The sequence below is a fragment of the Streptomyces sp. NPDC091272 genome, assembly GCF_044757485.1.
Taxonomy (GTDB): Bacteria; Actinomycetota; Actinomycetes; order Streptomycetales; family Streptomycetaceae; genus Streptomyces.
On record NZ_JBIVVC010000006.1, the window covers coordinates 312,667 to 327,280 of the forward strand.

Consider the following 14,614-nt stretch of genomic DNA (forward strand, 5'->3'; position numbering starts at 1 on the left):
CGGAAGAGAAGGGCCGCCCTACCCTCCCACCTGGGACGTTTGCGGACGATCACACCCCCCGAGCAGGTCTAGCGTCGAGATTGTCCGGCACGGTACCGGGCGGTGGTGACGGAGCGGAGATTCGTCCATGACGCACATGCGCAGCGAGCGGGATTCCGGGGCGCGGCCCCCCGTGACGCAGACCCTGGTGGTGGTTGGGCACGGGATGGTGGGTCACCGGCTGCTGGAGGCGCTCGCCGAGAGGGGCGCGCTCACCGGCCCCGGCTCTCCCGGCTGGCACGCGGTCGTCCTCGCGGAGGAGGACGTCCCGGCCTACGACCGCGTCCACCTCTCCTCCCTCTTCACCGGTGTCGAGCCCGGCGAACTCTCCCTCTCCTCACCCGATTTTCTCGCGTCCCACGGTGTGGACCTGCGGCTCGGCGACCCGGCCGAGCGCATCGATCCTGCCGCCCGCACCGTCACCACCGCGTCTGGTGCCACCATCGGTTACGACGCGCTGGTGCTCGCCACCGGTTCGTACCCCTTCGTCCCGCCCGTGCCCGGCGCCGACGCGGCCGGCTGCTTCACCTACCGCACCCAGTACGACGTCAACTCCCTGACCGCGTACGCCGACCGGGCCCGCGACGGGGTCGTCATCGGGGGCGGTCTTCTCGGTCTGGAGGCGGCGGGTGCGCTGCGCACCCTCGGGCTGCGTACCCATGTGGTCGAGTTCGCACCGCGCCTGATGCCGCTTCAGGTCGACGACGGCGGGGCCGCAGCGCTGCGTGCCACCATCGAGGCGATGGGAGTGGCCGTCCACACGGGCGTCGGTGCCACCGAGGTCGTACGGGACGACGCCGGCGTCACCAGTGGGCTGCGGCTCTCCGACGGCCGGGTCATCGACGCGGAAGTGGTCGTGTTCTCGGCGGGCGTACGCCCCCGGGACCGGCTGGCGCGCGAGTGCGGGCTGGCTGTCGGCGACCGGGGCGGGGTCGCGGTCGACGCCCACTGCCGCACGTCGGACCCGTACATCTACGCCGTGGGCGAGTGTGCGCAGACGGTCGACGGCCGGGTGTACGGGCTGGTCGCGCCCGGCTACCAGATGGCCGAGAGCGTCGCGGACGCCCTCGCGGGGGAGGGCGGCACCGTCTTCACCGGTGCGGACACCTCCACCAAGCTCAAGCTGATGGGTGCGGACGTCGCGTCGTTCGGTGACCCCTTCAGCGCCGTCGACGAAGCCGTCGCCGTCGTCTTCTCCGACGAACGCGAGGGCGTCTACAAGAAGTTGCTGCTCGGCCCGGACGGACAGCTGCTCGGCGGCATCCTGGTCGGCGACGCCGCTGCGTACGGCTCACTGCAACCGCATGCCGGCCGTCAACTCCCGGGCCCCGCCGAAGCCTTCCTCGTACCGAACGCGGCCGGCGCCGAGCTCCCGGGAGCGGACGCGCTCCCCGACGACGCCGTCGTCTGCTCCTGCCACAACGTCACCAAGGGCCAGGTCAGGGCCGCCGTCACCGAGCAGGGCGCCACCGACATCGGCGGTGTCAAGCGCTGCACGAAGGCGGGCACCGGCTGCGGCGGCTGCGTCGGCACCCTCCAGGCCGTACTTGACGCGGCCGGGGTGGAGAAGCCGCGCGGCCTGTGCGAGCACTTCCCCGAACTGACGCGCTCCGACGTCTACGCCCTCGTACGCACCCAGCACATCCGCTCGTTCAGCGAGCTGAGGGACCGTCATGGCGCGGGTGGGGACGGTTGCGCGGTCTGCAAGCCGGTCGTCGCCAACGTGCTGGGCTCCCTCGGGCCCGACCTCGGCCTCGGGCACATCCTGGACGGCGAACAGGCCGCCCTCCAGGACTCCAACGACCTCTATCTCGCCAACCTCCAGAAGGACGGCAGCTACTCGGTCGTGCCACGCGTCGCCGGCGGCGAGATCACCCCCGCCCAGCTGGTCGCACTCGGCGAGGTGGCCGCCTCGTACGGTCTCTACACCAAGATCACCGGCGCCCAGCGGATCGGCCTCTACGGCGCCCGTAAGGACCAGCTCCCGGACATCTGGCGGCGGCTGGCCGTGCACGGCTTCGAGTCGGGGCAGGCGTACGGAAAGTCGCTGCGCGCCGTCAAGTCGTGTGTGGGCGCCCGGTTCTGCCGCTTCGGGCAGGGCGACTCCATCCAGCTCGCCGTCGACCTGGAGCTGCGGTACCGGGGGCTGCGCACCCCGCACAAGTTCAAGGGCGGCGTCTCCGGCTGTCTGCGCGAGTGTGCCGAGGCGCGCGGCAAGGACATCGGCGTCATCGCCACCGCGGGCGGCTGGAACCTGTACGTCGGCGGCAACGGCGGCACCAACCCGCGCCACGCCGACCTCCTCGCCCAGGACCTCGACAGCGCCGCACTCTTCCGGCTCGTCGACCGGTTCCTCATGTACTACCTCAGGACCGGCGAACGCCTGGAGCGCACCGCCGCCTGGATCGAGCGTCCCGACGGGGGCGGCGGCATCGACCGCCTCAAGGAGGTCCTCGTCGACGACTCGCTCGGCATCTGCGCCGAGCTGGAGGAGCAGATGGAGCGGCACGTCCGCGCCTACGGCGACGAGTGGGCCGCGGTCCTCGCCGACCCGGCGAAGCTCAGCCGGTTCGGCGACTACACCGGCGAGGCCGAGGACCTGGAACCGGGCCGCGGCCGGGTCGCCTTCCTCCCGGAGGCGGACGCCGCGGCGGCCCTCTTCCGGGACGGGTCGGGCGAGGTCTACGCGGTCGGCAACCGCGACCCCTTCTCCGGCGCCGACGTGCTCGCCGACGGAATCATGGGCACGGTGGACGGCCGTCCCGTCGTCACCTCACCGATGCACAAGCAGGTCTTCGACCTGCGCACGGGCCAGTGCCTCGACGATCCCGAAGTGTTCATCCCCGTGCACGAGTTGACCTCCGCCGGCCCGCGTACGCACGACTCCCGTGCGTACCTCCCGCGTACGTACGACTCCCGTGCGTATCCCTCGCGTACGCACGACTCCGGTGCGTACCCCGCACGTACGCACCACGCTCGTACGTCCCAGACGCACAGGAAGCAGTCATGAGTTCCCTCGCACAGTCACCAAGGACGGGCGACGACGTGGCCGAGGCCACCGACCCCGCACAGTACCGACCCGGCCGCACCATCACCGACTGGCGCCCCGAGGACCCCTCCTTCTGGCGCTCCACGGGCCGCAAGGTGGCCCGGCGCAACCTGTGGATCGCGGTCCCCGCGCTCCTCGTCGCGTTCGTGGTCTGGCAGGTGTGGTCGATCACCGCCACCAACCTCACCGATGTCGGATTCGGGCTCAGCCAGAGTCAGTTGTTCTGGCTCACGGCCATTCCCGGCATCACCGGCGGCACCGCCCGCATCGTGTACACCTTCGTCGGCCCGATGGTCGGCCAGCGCACCTTCACCGCGCTCTCCACCGTGGTGCTGGTGATCCCGCTGATCTGGCTCGGCATCGCCATCCAGGACCCGACCACCCCGTACGCGGTCCTCGTCACCATCGCCGCGCTGTGCGGCATCGGCGGCGCGAACTTCTCCTCCTCGCTCGCCAACATCGGCTTCTTCTTCCCGAAGAAGGAGAAGGGCAACGCCACCGGCATCAACGGCGGCCTCGGCAACCTCGGCGTCTCCGTGGTCCAGCTGCTCACCCCGATCGTGATCACCTGGTCGACGATCGCCATCGGCTCCGCCCAGCACAAGGCGGACGGCACCCCCGTCCACCTCCAGAATGCCGCGTTCCTGTGGGTCCCCGTCCTGGTGATCCTGGCCGCCGTCGCCTGGTTCGGCCAGAACAACCTCAAGGTCGCCTCCACCCCGTTCTCGCGCCAGAAGATCATTTTCAAGCGCAAGCACAACTGGGTGATGACCTGGCTGTACGTCGGAACCTTCGGCTCCTTCATCGGCTTCGCCGCCGCGCTGCCGCTGCTCATCAAGACCACGTTCACGCCCATCGACGCGGCCTACTCGGCGGCGACGTACGCCTGGATGGGCCCGGCCCTCGGCGCCCTCGCACGCTGGGCGGGCGGCTGGATCGCGGACAAGCTCGGCGGCGCCCGCGTCACCATCCTGTCCTTCGTCGGCATGGGAGTCTCCCTCGTCGGAGTCATCAACTTCCTGCCGTCCGGCGGCGACCAGGGAAGCTTCTGGGGATTCTTCGCCTGCTTCCTCTGCGCCTTCGTGTTCTCCGGAATCGGCAACGGCTCGACCTTCCGCCAGATCCCGGTCATCTTCCGAACCACCCACCTCAAGGGTCACGCCGAAGGCACCCCCGCCTACGACCAGGCGCTGAAGCAGGCCGAGATGGAGTCCGGCGCGGTCACCGGCTTCACGGCAGCCATCGCCGCCTACGGCTTCTTCTTCATCCCGGCCCTCTTCGGGTCCTTCCCGGTGACCAGCGCGATGTGGGGCTTCGTCGCCTTCTACGCGAGCTGCGTCGTGGTGACGTGGTGGTTCTACGCCCGCAAGGGGGCGGAGGCGCCGAGCTAGCGGGTCTCCTCCGGCTGCACGGAGTTCATGGCGGAGGGCCCCGGGTGCCGACCACCCCGGGGCCCTCCGCCTTCGCCCGCGCGCGCATGGGCCGCCTCAGCGACTCGGTTCGCGCGCCGGGGCCCCTCCGCCTTCGCTCGCGCCGGGGCCACCCTGCTACTCAGGCGCGCACACGCTCACGCCACGCAGAACTCATTTCCCTCCGGGTCGCGCATGACCCACCAATGGCCGGCCGGGCCCTGGTCAATCTCCTCGACCCGGGCGGCCCCCAGCCCCTCCAGCCTGCTCACCTGCTTGTCGAGGCCGCCCGGCTCGCTGTGCACGTCGATGTGCAACCGGTTCTTGCCGTTCTTGGCCTCGGGCACGTCCTGGAAGAGCAGCCGCCGGCCCTGGCCGACGCCGCTGTGCGCGTCGTACGGGTCCTCGGGATGGCGGATCCCCGCGAGACCACGGAAGATCTTGTGCCCGTTGTGCTCGGTGACCGCCTGCTCGGGGAGGTGGCCGGCCGCCAGCAGCTGCTCGATGAGCGCGCCGGGGTCCTCCACCTCGTACCCCAGGGCCTCGGCCCAGAAGTCCGCGAGGGCGGGTGCGTCCGTACTGTCGATGACAAGCTTCCAACTCAGCGTCATGCGGGCAGTTCTATCGCACTCCTTGCCCCGGTTCGTAGAGCTTGCGCACCAACAGCCACCCCGCCGCCGGCAGCGCGATCAGCGGCGTGAGCGCGAGTTGCAGGGAGGTGGCGTCGGCCGCCGCGCCGATCAGTGGACTGGCGAGACCGCCGACACTGACCGTCAGACCCAGGGTGACGCCGCTCGCGGTGCCGACCCGGCGCGGCAGATAGTCCTGGCCGAGCGTGACGTGCAGCGAGAACGGTACGTAGAGACCGGCCGAGGTCAGCGCCACGCACACGAACAGCGGCGGGCCCGGGACCAGCACCACTCCGGCGACGGCGGGCACGGTCAGCGCGTACGACCAGCGCACCACGGCCACCCGCCCGAAGCGATGGGCGAGCCGGCCGCCTGCGACCGTGCCGAAGGCTCCGCCCGCGTACAGGGTGAACAGGGCGGCGGTGCCCACGAAGGCGGGCCCACCGACGCGCTCGCGCGCGTACAGCGAGACGAAGGTGCTCAGCCCGACGAAGACCACCGACCGGCATACCACCGCGCCGGACATCAGCAGAAAGGCCCGCCAGTCGTCCGCTCCGTCCGGACGGTACGCGGCGGCTGAGCCGTCCGCAGCCGCGGAGGTACGGAGTGAGCGTACGGCCGCCACACACAGCGCGGCGCCCGCCAGCGCGGGCACCACCAGCAGAGGCGAGGCGCGAAGTCCGCCGGTGGCGACGACGGCCGAAACGAGCAGGGGAGCGGTCGCGAAGCCGAGGTTGCCGCCGAGCGAGAACCAGCCCATCGCGGAGTGGCTGCCCCGGCTCGCCAGGCGGGCGATCCGTGCCGACTCCGGGTGGTAGGCGGCCACTCCGACGCCGGAGAGGGCGATCACCGCGAGGGTCAGCGGATACGAGCCGCCGACGCCGCCCACCCCGACGAGCGCGACGCCCGCCCCGCCGGCCAACGTGCTCACCGGCAGCAGCCACGGCATCGCCCACCTGTCGGTCAGCGCACCGAACAGCGGCTGCGCCACCGACGACAGCAGCGAGGCGGCGAGGACGATGCCGGACGCGGCGGCGTAGCTGTACGCGTGCTCGGCAATGAAGAACGGGATCAGCGCGGCGACCGCGCCCTGGTACACATCGACACAGGCGTGGCCGAGCGCGAGGAGGGTGAGGGGGGTACGGGAATGCTTACGGAGGCGGTGACTTGACGAGCTGTCAGCCGGGCCGGGGGAGGCGGCGGCGTGCTGGATCTGTTTCTGGGACACCCCTCGATCCTCGGCCCCGATCCCGCTGTCGCACTTCCGATAAAATGCCAAGCGATGCCTGAAAACCGCCAGCCCGAGCACATGCCGGTGGCTCCGACCCACACCCGCCCCCTCGCCGCGGGTGAGCGTGTCGAGCCGCACCGCCACGACGACCACCAGATCGTCTACGCGGGCTCAGGCTTCCTGGCCGTCACCACCGACGCCGGTACGTGGTTCGCGCCCGGCACCCGGGCCCTCTGGGTTCCGGCCGGTACGGTCCACTCCCACCGCGCCCACGGCCATCTCGACATGCACACCCTCGGACTGCCCGTGTCGGAGAACCCGCTCGGCCTGACCGACCCCACCGTCCTGGCCGTCAGCCCCCTGCTGCGCGAGCTCATCCTGGAGTACACGCGCACGCCCCGGCACGACCGGCGGCCCACCCCCGAGGTCCTGCGGCTGCGCGCCGTACTCATCGACCAGCTCCGCGCCTCCCCGCAGCGCCCCGTCCACCTGCCCACCCCCACCGACCCCCGCCTCGCCGCCGTCTGCGCCCTCCTGCACGCCGACCCGGCGGACCCCCGCACCCTGGCCGAGCTCGGTGCCCGCACCCACACCGGCGAGCGCACGCTCAGCAGGCTCTTCCGCGCCGACCTGGGCATGACGTTCCCCCAGTGGCGCACCCAGCTCCGCCTCTTCCACGCCCTGCGGATGCTGGCCGACGACACCCCGGTCACCGCCGTGGCGCACCGCTGCGGGTGGGCGTCCGCGAGCGCGTTCATCGACGTCTTCCGGCGTGCGTACGGCTACACGCCCGGCGCGCACCACCGCAGGGAGGGTGTCTGACGCACTGCCGCGCGGCCTGCGCGGCAGCCGTGCTCCGGTTCATCGGGACGGGTCGGGGACCGTCGCCGCCGGCGGGGCCCAGCGGTGGGTGCGGGGCACCGAGGAGGAGATGTCGTACTCCTTCTTGAGCTGTTCGGGAATCGCGTAGTGCATCACGCGTCCCCGGGTGAGCGACGACAGTTCCAGGACGCTGGTGAGATGACCGAGACGGTCGAGGGCCCAGGCGCCGAGCGGGGAGCGGTCCTCGATGGTCTCCAGAACGCCGACGAGATGGGGGACGGCCTTGACGACGGTGTCCCAGTTGGTGCGCGGCACCTGTAGCCAGTCGGAGCAGGTGTCACCGACCAGATGGCGGATGAGGGCCGAGACGATCGGGTCGAAGAAGGTGCCGGGCACCACCTCCTCGTACAGGTCGATGAGTTGCCGGGTCAGGTGGGCGCCCTCAGCGGACGGTCCCATGTGCCGGACCATGTACAGATCGAGGAACTGCCGCGCCTCGTCGAGTGTTCCGGGTACGGCGTCCTGGTCGATGCCGAGCATGGCGCCGACCACGCGCCACGCGTAGTAGTAGGCCTCCGCGCCCTCCGTCGACATGTGGATGCCGAGGCGGTGCAGACTGTCGAGTACGAGCAGCGAGAAGAACATCTGGCCGCCGATCATGTCCTCCTGGCAGATCGGCGTGCCGAGCGTGTCGACGGGCCACCGGTCCTCGCGCCGGAGGTGATGGCGGATGGAGGCGTGCAGGAGGCGGACCTTCTGGGCGGCGGGAATGAACCGGCCGCCGGCCTCGAAGGCGTCGGGCCGCATCAGGTAGACGGTGAACTGGCCGGTCTCCGCCATGCGTTTGGACGGGTACTTCAGTCCGTGCGTCGCGGACAGCAGCTTCGCCACGTGCGGGACGACGTAGCAGGCGGGCATGGAGGCGAAGGACAGCGCGGTGGAGATGTGCACGTTGTTGTCGATGAAGAACAGCCGGGCCTTCTCCATCTCCCCCCAGTCGACCCAGGCCGGCGGGACGCTGGTGGCCTGCAGGTACTCCCGGGCGACGTCGGGCAGTCCGTCCGGGAGCGGGGCGCCGGTGGTGGAGACGTACCGCATCAGCGCGTTGAACTTGCCCACCTCCCCCCGCGCGAAGAGCGTGGCGACGGTGCCGTCGGCGAGCTCGTCACCGGCCAGCCGCAGGGCGTCCAGCGACGCCTCGGTGTAGGTCATGTCGGGGGGCTCCTCGGGGTGCGGGGTGGGGGTGGCACGGGGGTGTGCGAGTACGGCGGTGAGGCTGTCTGTGCTGCGTCATACGGGGATGGCCCGGCGCCGCGCGGCCGGTCAGGCCAGGCGGACGGTTGCGCCGGTCAGGCCAGGCGGACGGTTGCCGAGTGCGCGAGCGAGGTCAGGGCCGCGGCGGCCGGCGCGGGCACGTTCAGGTCGTGGAGGGCGCCGAGGGCCTCCTCGACCCGGACGGTGATCATCGCCTCCATCCGGTCCGGCGACCCGAGCCGGCGCATCACCTCGCGTACCGCGTGCAGTCCACGGTCGTCCAGGTCCCGCCGGCCGAGGAGCGCGCGGAGCTGCTCCCTGTCGTCGTCACCGGCGATCCGCCAGGTCTCCGCCAGCAGGGCCGTCGGGCGGTGCCCGCGTACGTCGTCGGCGTTGGCCTTGCCGGTGTGCCCGGGGTCGCCGAACAGCCCCAGCAGGTCGTCCCGCAGCTGGAACGCCTCGCCCAGGGGCAATCCGTACGCGGAGTAGCCCTCGCGCAGCCGCGCGCCCGCCCCGGCGAGCGCGCCGCCGATCAACAGGGGGTGTTCGACGGTGTACTTGGCGGTCTTGTACCGGATCACCTTCAGCGACTCCGTGGTGTCCGGCTCGGCCCCGGTACGCAGGATCTCCAGGCATTCGCCCGCGATCAGCTCCCGGGCCAGCACCGACCACAGCGGGCGGGCCCGTGCCAGGTAGGCGGCGGGCAGCCCGCTGGTGGCGAACAACTGCCCGGCCAGCCCCATCAGCAGGTCCCCGACCAGCATCGCGAGCGACCTCGCGGCGGCGACGGAACGTGGGCGACGGCGCACGGCCCCGCGCAGGGCGATGTGCGCGGTGGGCCTGCCGTGCCGCAGCGCGCTCTCGTCGATGAGGTCGTCGTGCACGACGGCGGCGGTGTGCACCAGCTCCATGGAGGCGGCGGCCCGCACCAGGGCGTCGCTGTCGGGCTGCCCGACCGCGCGCCAGCCCCAGTAGCAGAAGGCCGCCCGCATCCGCTTGCCTTCGGCGACGGCGGCCTCCAACTGCGCGGCCACGGGTTCCAGGGCGGGGTCGATCGCCACCAACTGCTCGGCCTCCTCGGCCACGAACCGCCGGAGCACCTCGTCGACCCGGCTTCTGAGCGCGGCGGGCCCTGACCCGTCAGTCGTCATGGCCGGCCCGCCGGGCGAGGGCGGACCTGGCGAGGATCTCCAGATGGGCGGGCGGCACGGCGGTGTACCGGTCGAGCACCAGCCGCCCGCGCGCCAGCAGGTCGTGCTCGGCCTCCGCCGCGAGCTCCTGGCCGTCCGAGCGGTGCAGCAGCCCCCGCACCGTTCCCAGGGCCGAGCCGACCGTGCTCACCGCCAGATCGGCCAGCCCGGCGACCAGCAGTACGGCCCGTTCGTCCAGGCCCTCTTGTCGCCCCGTCGCTCGCGTCATGCCACTCCCCACCCACAGCACCACCGGGCCGTGCCGGTCGCACGCCACTCCGACCAGCATCACGACAGAGCGGTCACCGGGGAGGAAGAAGTCACGATCGAGTGCGTGGGTCGCTCGGGCGTACGGATATCTGGCCGGTCCTCGCCGGTTACTCGGCGCGTCGGCGAGCACCCTTGGGCGGCACCTCGTGCGGGATGTTCAGTCGCCGGCGCCGCCCGCTTCCCAGCGCAGCAGGTCGCCGGGCTGGCACTCCAGCACCTCGCACAGCGCGGCGAGCGTGGCGAAGCGCACTGCCTTGGCGCGGCCGTTCTTGAGCACCGCCAGGTTGGCGGGTGTGATGCCGACGCGGTCCGCGAGCTCGCCCACGGCCATTTTCCGCCGGGCCAGCATCACGTCGATGTCCACGACGATTGGCATCAGATCACCTCGTCGAGCTCGGCCTGGAGCTGCGCCGCCTCGACGTCGCGGGCGACCGCCCGGGTCAGCAGCATCCGTAGCACGAACACGATGAGGGCGACGCCGAGAATCGCCAGGGTGATGCCGCCGATCAGCAGGACGACGCCCGGGGGGACGGCCTCGCCCGGCGCGAGGAGGACTCCAAGTGCCAGTCCCAGCGCGGCTGCCGCCACGAACGCGCCGATCACGACGTCCACGTACCGGAAGGCGGCATCGGAGAACACTGTGCCCCGCCGCACCATCGTCACCAGCCGCCACACGCACACCAGGGTCACCTGTGCGGCCACGAGCCCGAGGATCGCGATCAGTATGAGAGGAACGCGCAGCTGGGAGAGGTCCCCGCCCGCGTCGCCGAGATCGGCACCGAGCAACGGCGCCATCACCACCTGCACGAACACCGAGCCCCCGAACAACATCAGCAGCACGCCCCGCAGTGCGAGCACGGTCAGCTTCCCCATGACCCCTCCTCTATCGAATGACAATGTCAATCTATCGAAACTCGATAGGTTCAGCAAGCGTGACCGGGTGAGCCCGCCCCGGCTACCGGCGGCGGGGGTCTGCTCCACAGCCCCTGGGGGAAACCCGCACATCGTGTGGGTGCGCTGGACGGCCTCCTTTTCGCGTTCGGCGGGGTTCCGAACAGGTGTCCAGTAGTTGGTGTGCGTGTGTCCCGTTACGTACCCACCGAGTGTTTGGGCGTCCATATCTGTTACTCGTTCCTGCGGAGAGCTCGTCATCATTCGGTGAATGAAAATGCACGACGGCCGTTCGCCGTGAACGTCCGTGCCTGATGGGGCGTCAACTTGATTCGCGGGGTCGCTCATTCGCGTGCTTTCATCTGCGCACCGCGGAAGTTGAAGGAGCGGCCGAGTTTGCGGGCCGTCCGGCCGCGGTGTGCGAAGTGAAAAATTCCTCCGAATGAAAGGTGCGCCCCATGCGCAACGACATCGAGACCCGTGAGATCGCCGACGCCGAGCTGGACGCCGTCTCCGGCGGCATCGTCAGCGTCAACGGTGGCGTGGCCGGCGCCGTGACCAGCGACGTCGCCAACGTCCTGGGTACCGTGGGCTCCCTGCAGACCGTCCAGACCGCGCAGGGCATCGTCGCCGGCGTTCCCGGCCTGGTGTCGGGAATCTCCGGTGTCTCGGTAAACGGCGCCGGCGTTGCCGGTCTCTGAGCGTGAAATCGCCGTGGACCCCGGGCACTTCACGGTGCCCGGGGTCCACGGTTTCCCCTGCCCGCCCGGACGAATGCGCTTGAAGGAATAGTCCGTGCAATTTCGCCAAAAGGCTCTTTCCAAGCTGCAGTCGCCCGAAGAACTCGACCTGCCCGTACGCTTCGCGCGCCCGCAAGGGCGGCTCGTACTCGCCGTCACACTCGTCGTCATGGCCGCCGCGACGCTCTGGGCCTTCACCGGCACCGTTTCCGTCAAGCTCGGCGCACCCGGCGTCCTCACCCGTGCCGAGGGCAGTTACACGCTGCAGAGCCCCGTCGCCGGACAGGTGACCGAGGTCCTCGCCGAAGAGGGCAGGCTGCTGCCCGCCGGAGCAACAGTGCTCAACGTCCGTACGGACAAGGGTGACCGGCCCGTGCGCGCGGTCGCCGCCGGCCGGGTGCGGGCCCTGGTCGCCAAGACCGGCGCGGTCGTCACACTCGGCGCGGACGTGGCGGTCCTGGAGCGGGTGAAGAACCCGGGTGACCCGATGGTGGCAATGCTGTACGTGCCCACGGGCAGCGGCTCGACGGTACCGGTGGGCGCCTCGGTCGAGCTGAGCGTCCAGTCCGTCCCCCGGCAGAAGTACGGCGTGCTGCGCGGCCGCGTCAAGGCGGTCGGCCGGGTACCCCAGACCCCCGCGCAGATCAGCGGCTTCCTCGGCGACAGCGCTCTCGCCGAACAGTTCTCCCGGCAGGGCAACCCGGTCGCGGTGCTCGTCCAGCTGGAACGTTCCGCCACCAGATCCGGGTACGCCTGGTCCACCGGGGGCGGCCCCCCGTTCCTCCTCGACTCCACCGCCCCGGTCACCGCCGCGGTGCACCTCTCCGCGCAGCACCCCGTCGACTGGCTGCTGCCGTGAGCCGCCGCCGCGCCCCCCAGGGGCGCCGCGCCGCCGCCCCGCGCGGCCGCCGGGCCGCGGCCGCCCCCCGGGGCAGGACGCCGCGCGCCGTCCGCACACCCACGGTGCTGCAGATGGAAGCCGTGGAGTGCGGCGCCGCCGCCCTGGCCATGGTGCTCGGCCACCACGGCCGCTTCGTCCCGCTGGAAGAACTGCGTATCTCCTGCGGTGTCTCGCGCGACGGCTCCCGTGCCAGCAACCTGCTCAAGGCCGCCCGCGGCCACGGGCTGCGGGCCAAGGGCATGCAGATGGACCTGGCCGCGCTCGCCGAGGTGCGCGGGCCTGCCGTGCTCTTCTGGGAGTTCAACCACTACGTCGTCTACGACGGCATGGGCCGCCGCCTCGGCCGCAGAGGCGTGCACATCAACGACCCCGGCAGGGGCCGCCGGTTCGTCCCGCTGGACGAGTTCGACACCAGCTTCACCGGCGTCGTGCTCACCTTCGAGCCGGGCGAGGGCTTTCGCCGCACCGGCCGCAAACCGGGCGTCCTGGGCGCCGTGCCGGGCCGGCTGCGCGGCACGTCGGGCACCATGGCCGCCGCCGTACTCGCCAGCCTCCTGCTGGTCGCGGTCGGCACCGCCGTACCGGCGCTCAGCCGCACCTACATCGACATGTTCCTCATCGGCGAGCAGACGTCCCTGCTGGGCGTGCTGTTCACGTCGATGGCGGTCGCCCTCGCGCTCTCGGCGACACTGACCTGGCTCCAGCAGGCCAACCTGCTGCGCGGGCGCATCATCGCCTCCACCCTGGGCAGTGCCCGCTTCCTGCGCCACCTGCTCAGACTTCCCGTCGCCTTCTACTCCCAGCGAGGTCCTGCCGACCTCGTCCAGCGCCTGCAGTCCAACGACGCGGTCGCCGAGACGCTCGCCCGCGACCTGGCCGCCGCCGGCGTGGACGCCGCGGTGGTCATGCTCTACGCGGTACTGCTGTGGACCTACGATCCGCAGCTCACCGTCGTCGGGATCGGCGTCGCGCTGCTCAACGTGCTCGCCATGCGGATCGTCATCCACCTGCGGTCCACCGACACCCAGAAACTGCGCGCCGAGAGCGCGCGGCTGACCAACACCTCGTACAGCGGCCTCCAGCTCATCGAGACGATGAAGGCCACCGGCAGCGAGAACGCCTTCTTCCGCCGCTGGGCAGGACAGCACGCGATCACCCTCGACGTGCAGCAGCGGCTCGGTGTGCCCAGTGCGTGGCTGGCGGTCGTCGCGCCCACGCTGGCTGCCCTCAACAGTGCGCTGATCCTGATGATCGGCGGTCTGCGGGCGGTGGAGGGGCATCTCACCGTCGGGTTGCTCGTCGCCTTCCAGGCGCTGGTGACCAGCTTCACCGCGCCGATCACCCGCCTGAACGGCGTCGCCGGGCGCATCCAGGACTTCGCCGCCGACGTCGCCCGCCTCCGGGACGTCGAGAACTTTCCCGTCGACCCGGTCCACTCCCGCCGCGAACCCGCGGGCGGCGCCAGACGGCTGAAGGGCCATGTCGAGCTGGACCACGTCACGTTCGGCCACAGCCCGCTGGACGCCCCGCTGCTCAAGGACTTCTCGCTCTCGGTCGGCCCCGGCCGGCAGATCGCGCTCGTCGGCGGGTCGGGCAGCGGCAAGTCCACCGTCTCCCGGCTGATATCCGGCCTCTACGCACCCTGGGAGGGGGCCGTCAGCATCGACGGGATGCGACTGGCCGACATCCCCCGCGGCGCCCTGGCCGCCTCCGTGTCCTTCGTCGACCAGGACGTCTTCCTCTTCGAGGGAACCGTGCGCGACAACATCGCCCTGTGGGACCCCTCCGTCCCGGACGAGGCCGTCGTCACCGCCCTCCAGGACGCCGCCCTGTACGACCTGGTCGCCCGCAGGCCCGGCGGCATCCACACCCGCGTCGAGCAGGACGGCCGCAACTTCTCCGGCGGCCAGCGCCAGCGCCTGGAGATCGCACGGGCCCTGGTGCGCCGCCCCAGCGTCATGGTCCTCGACGAGGTGACCAGTGCCCTGGACGCGGCGACCGAGCAGATCATCATCGACAACCTGCGGCGGCGCGGCTGCGCCTGTGTGGTCATCGCCCACCGGCTGAGCACGGTGCGCGACAGCGACGAGATCGTCGTGCTCGACCGGGGGACGGTCGTGGAGCGCGGACGGCACGAGGACCTGATGGCCACGCGGGGCGCGTACGCCGCACTGGTCAAGGAGCACTGA

At 71.3% G+C, this 14,614-nt stretch carries 13 protein-coding genes; 6 read left to right on the forward strand and 7 right to left on the reverse strand.

Translation table 11 applies throughout. The annotated features are described in order from the left end of the window. Positions 1 to 127 precede the first annotated feature (127 nt). Together nirB and ACIQM4_RS19490 are read left to right on the forward strand one after the other, a co-directional pair. On the forward strand, positions 128 to 3,049 hold the full coding sequence (gene nirB / locus ACIQM4_RS19485; protein WP_401592900.1) for a nitrite reductase large subunit NirB: 2,922 nt from the start codon (positions 128 to 130) through the stop codon (positions 3,047 to 3,049). Continuing rightward, positions 3,046 to 4,479: an MFS transporter gene (locus ACIQM4_RS19490; protein WP_401592901.1), complete on the forward strand. Its 1,434-nt coding sequence runs from the start codon at positions 3,046 to 3,048 to the stop codon at positions 4,477 to 4,479. The genes nirB and ACIQM4_RS19490 overlap by 4 nt, the downstream gene beginning before the upstream one ends. A 176-nt stretch (positions 4,480 to 4,655) precedes the next feature. Here the strand turns inward: ACIQM4_RS19490 and ACIQM4_RS19495 are convergent, their stop codons facing one another. Both ACIQM4_RS19495 and ACIQM4_RS19500 read right to left on the reverse strand, forming a co-directional pair. Then, positions 4,656 to 5,108, reverse strand: a complete 453-nt coding sequence (locus tag ACIQM4_RS19495) for a VOC family protein (protein WP_401592903.1) — start codon at positions 5,106 to 5,108, stop codon at positions 4,656 to 4,658. Between the two features lie 10 nt (positions 5,109 to 5,118). Next, positions 5,119 to 6,225, reverse strand: a complete 1,107-nt coding sequence (locus tag ACIQM4_RS19500) for an MFS transporter (protein ID WP_401593191.1) — start codon at positions 6,223 to 6,225, stop codon at positions 5,119 to 5,121. Between the two features lie 183 nt (positions 6,226 to 6,408). Between ACIQM4_RS19500 and ACIQM4_RS19505 the strand changes: the two genes are divergently transcribed. Further along, the gene (locus ACIQM4_RS19505) at positions 6,409 to 7,179 is read left to right on the forward strand and encodes an AraC family transcriptional regulator (protein ID WP_401592905.1); all 771 of its coding nucleotides are present in this window, start codon (positions 6,409 to 6,411) and stop codon (positions 7,177 to 7,179) included. Between the two features lie 39 nt (positions 7,180 to 7,218). Here ACIQM4_RS19505 and ACIQM4_RS19510 read toward each other — a convergent pair whose 3' ends face one another. The 5 genes from ACIQM4_RS19510 to ACIQM4_RS19530 all read right to left on the reverse strand — a co-directional run bounded on the left by ACIQM4_RS19510 (position 7,219) and on the right by ACIQM4_RS19530 (position 10,766). Next, entirely contained in the window at positions 7,219 to 8,391 is a 1,173-nt protein-coding gene (locus ACIQM4_RS19510; RefSeq protein WP_401592907.1) for an oxygenase MpaB family protein, read from the reverse strand. A gap of 137 nt (positions 8,392 to 8,528) precedes the next feature. After that, entirely contained in the window at positions 8,529 to 9,584 is a 1,056-nt protein-coding gene (locus tag ACIQM4_RS19515) for a polyprenyl synthetase family protein (RefSeq protein ID WP_401592909.1), read from the reverse strand. Beyond that, on the reverse strand, positions 9,574 to 9,852 hold the full coding sequence (locus ACIQM4_RS19520; RefSeq protein ID WP_401592911.1) for a polyprenyl synthetase: 279 nt from the start codon (positions 9,850 to 9,852) through the stop codon (positions 9,574 to 9,576). Before ACIQM4_RS19520 ends, ACIQM4_RS19515 begins: the two co-directional genes overlap by 11 nt. Positions 9,853 to 10,050: 198 nt before the next feature. Next, a complete protein-coding gene (locus tag ACIQM4_RS19525) occupies positions 10,051 to 10,269 on the reverse strand; it encodes a helix-turn-helix domain-containing protein (RefSeq protein WP_401592913.1) in 219 nt (72 codons plus the stop codon). Beyond that, positions 10,269 to 10,766 (reverse strand): DUF2975 domain-containing protein, encoded by a 498-nt coding sequence (locus tag ACIQM4_RS19530; protein ID WP_401592915.1) that lies wholly within the window; start codon positions 10,764 to 10,766, stop codon positions 10,269 to 10,271. The genes ACIQM4_RS19525 and ACIQM4_RS19530 overlap by 1 nt, the downstream gene beginning before the upstream one ends. 476 nt (positions 10,767 to 11,242) lie before the next feature. Between ACIQM4_RS19530 and ACIQM4_RS19535 the strand changes: the two genes are divergently transcribed. The 3 genes from ACIQM4_RS19535 to ACIQM4_RS19545 all read left to right on the forward strand — a co-directional run bounded on the left by ACIQM4_RS19535 (position 11,243) and on the right by ACIQM4_RS19545 (position 14,614). Continuing rightward, the gene (locus ACIQM4_RS19535; RefSeq protein ID WP_401592917.1) at positions 11,243 to 11,485 is read left to right on the forward strand and encodes a hypothetical protein; all 243 of its coding nucleotides are present in this window, start codon (positions 11,243 to 11,245) and stop codon (positions 11,483 to 11,485) included. Between the two features lie 94 nt (positions 11,486 to 11,579). Then, positions 11,580 to 12,383 (forward strand): biotin/lipoyl-containing protein, encoded by an 804-nt coding sequence (locus ACIQM4_RS19540; RefSeq protein WP_401592919.1) that lies wholly within the window; start codon positions 11,580 to 11,582, stop codon positions 12,381 to 12,383. Positions 12,384 to 12,496: 113 nt separating this feature from the next. Then, complete coding sequence (locus ACIQM4_RS19545) at positions 12,497 to 14,614, forward strand: NHLP family bacteriocin export ABC transporter peptidase/permease/ATPase subunit (RefSeq protein WP_401592921.1); 2,118 nt, start codon at positions 12,497 to 12,499, stop codon at positions 14,612 to 14,614.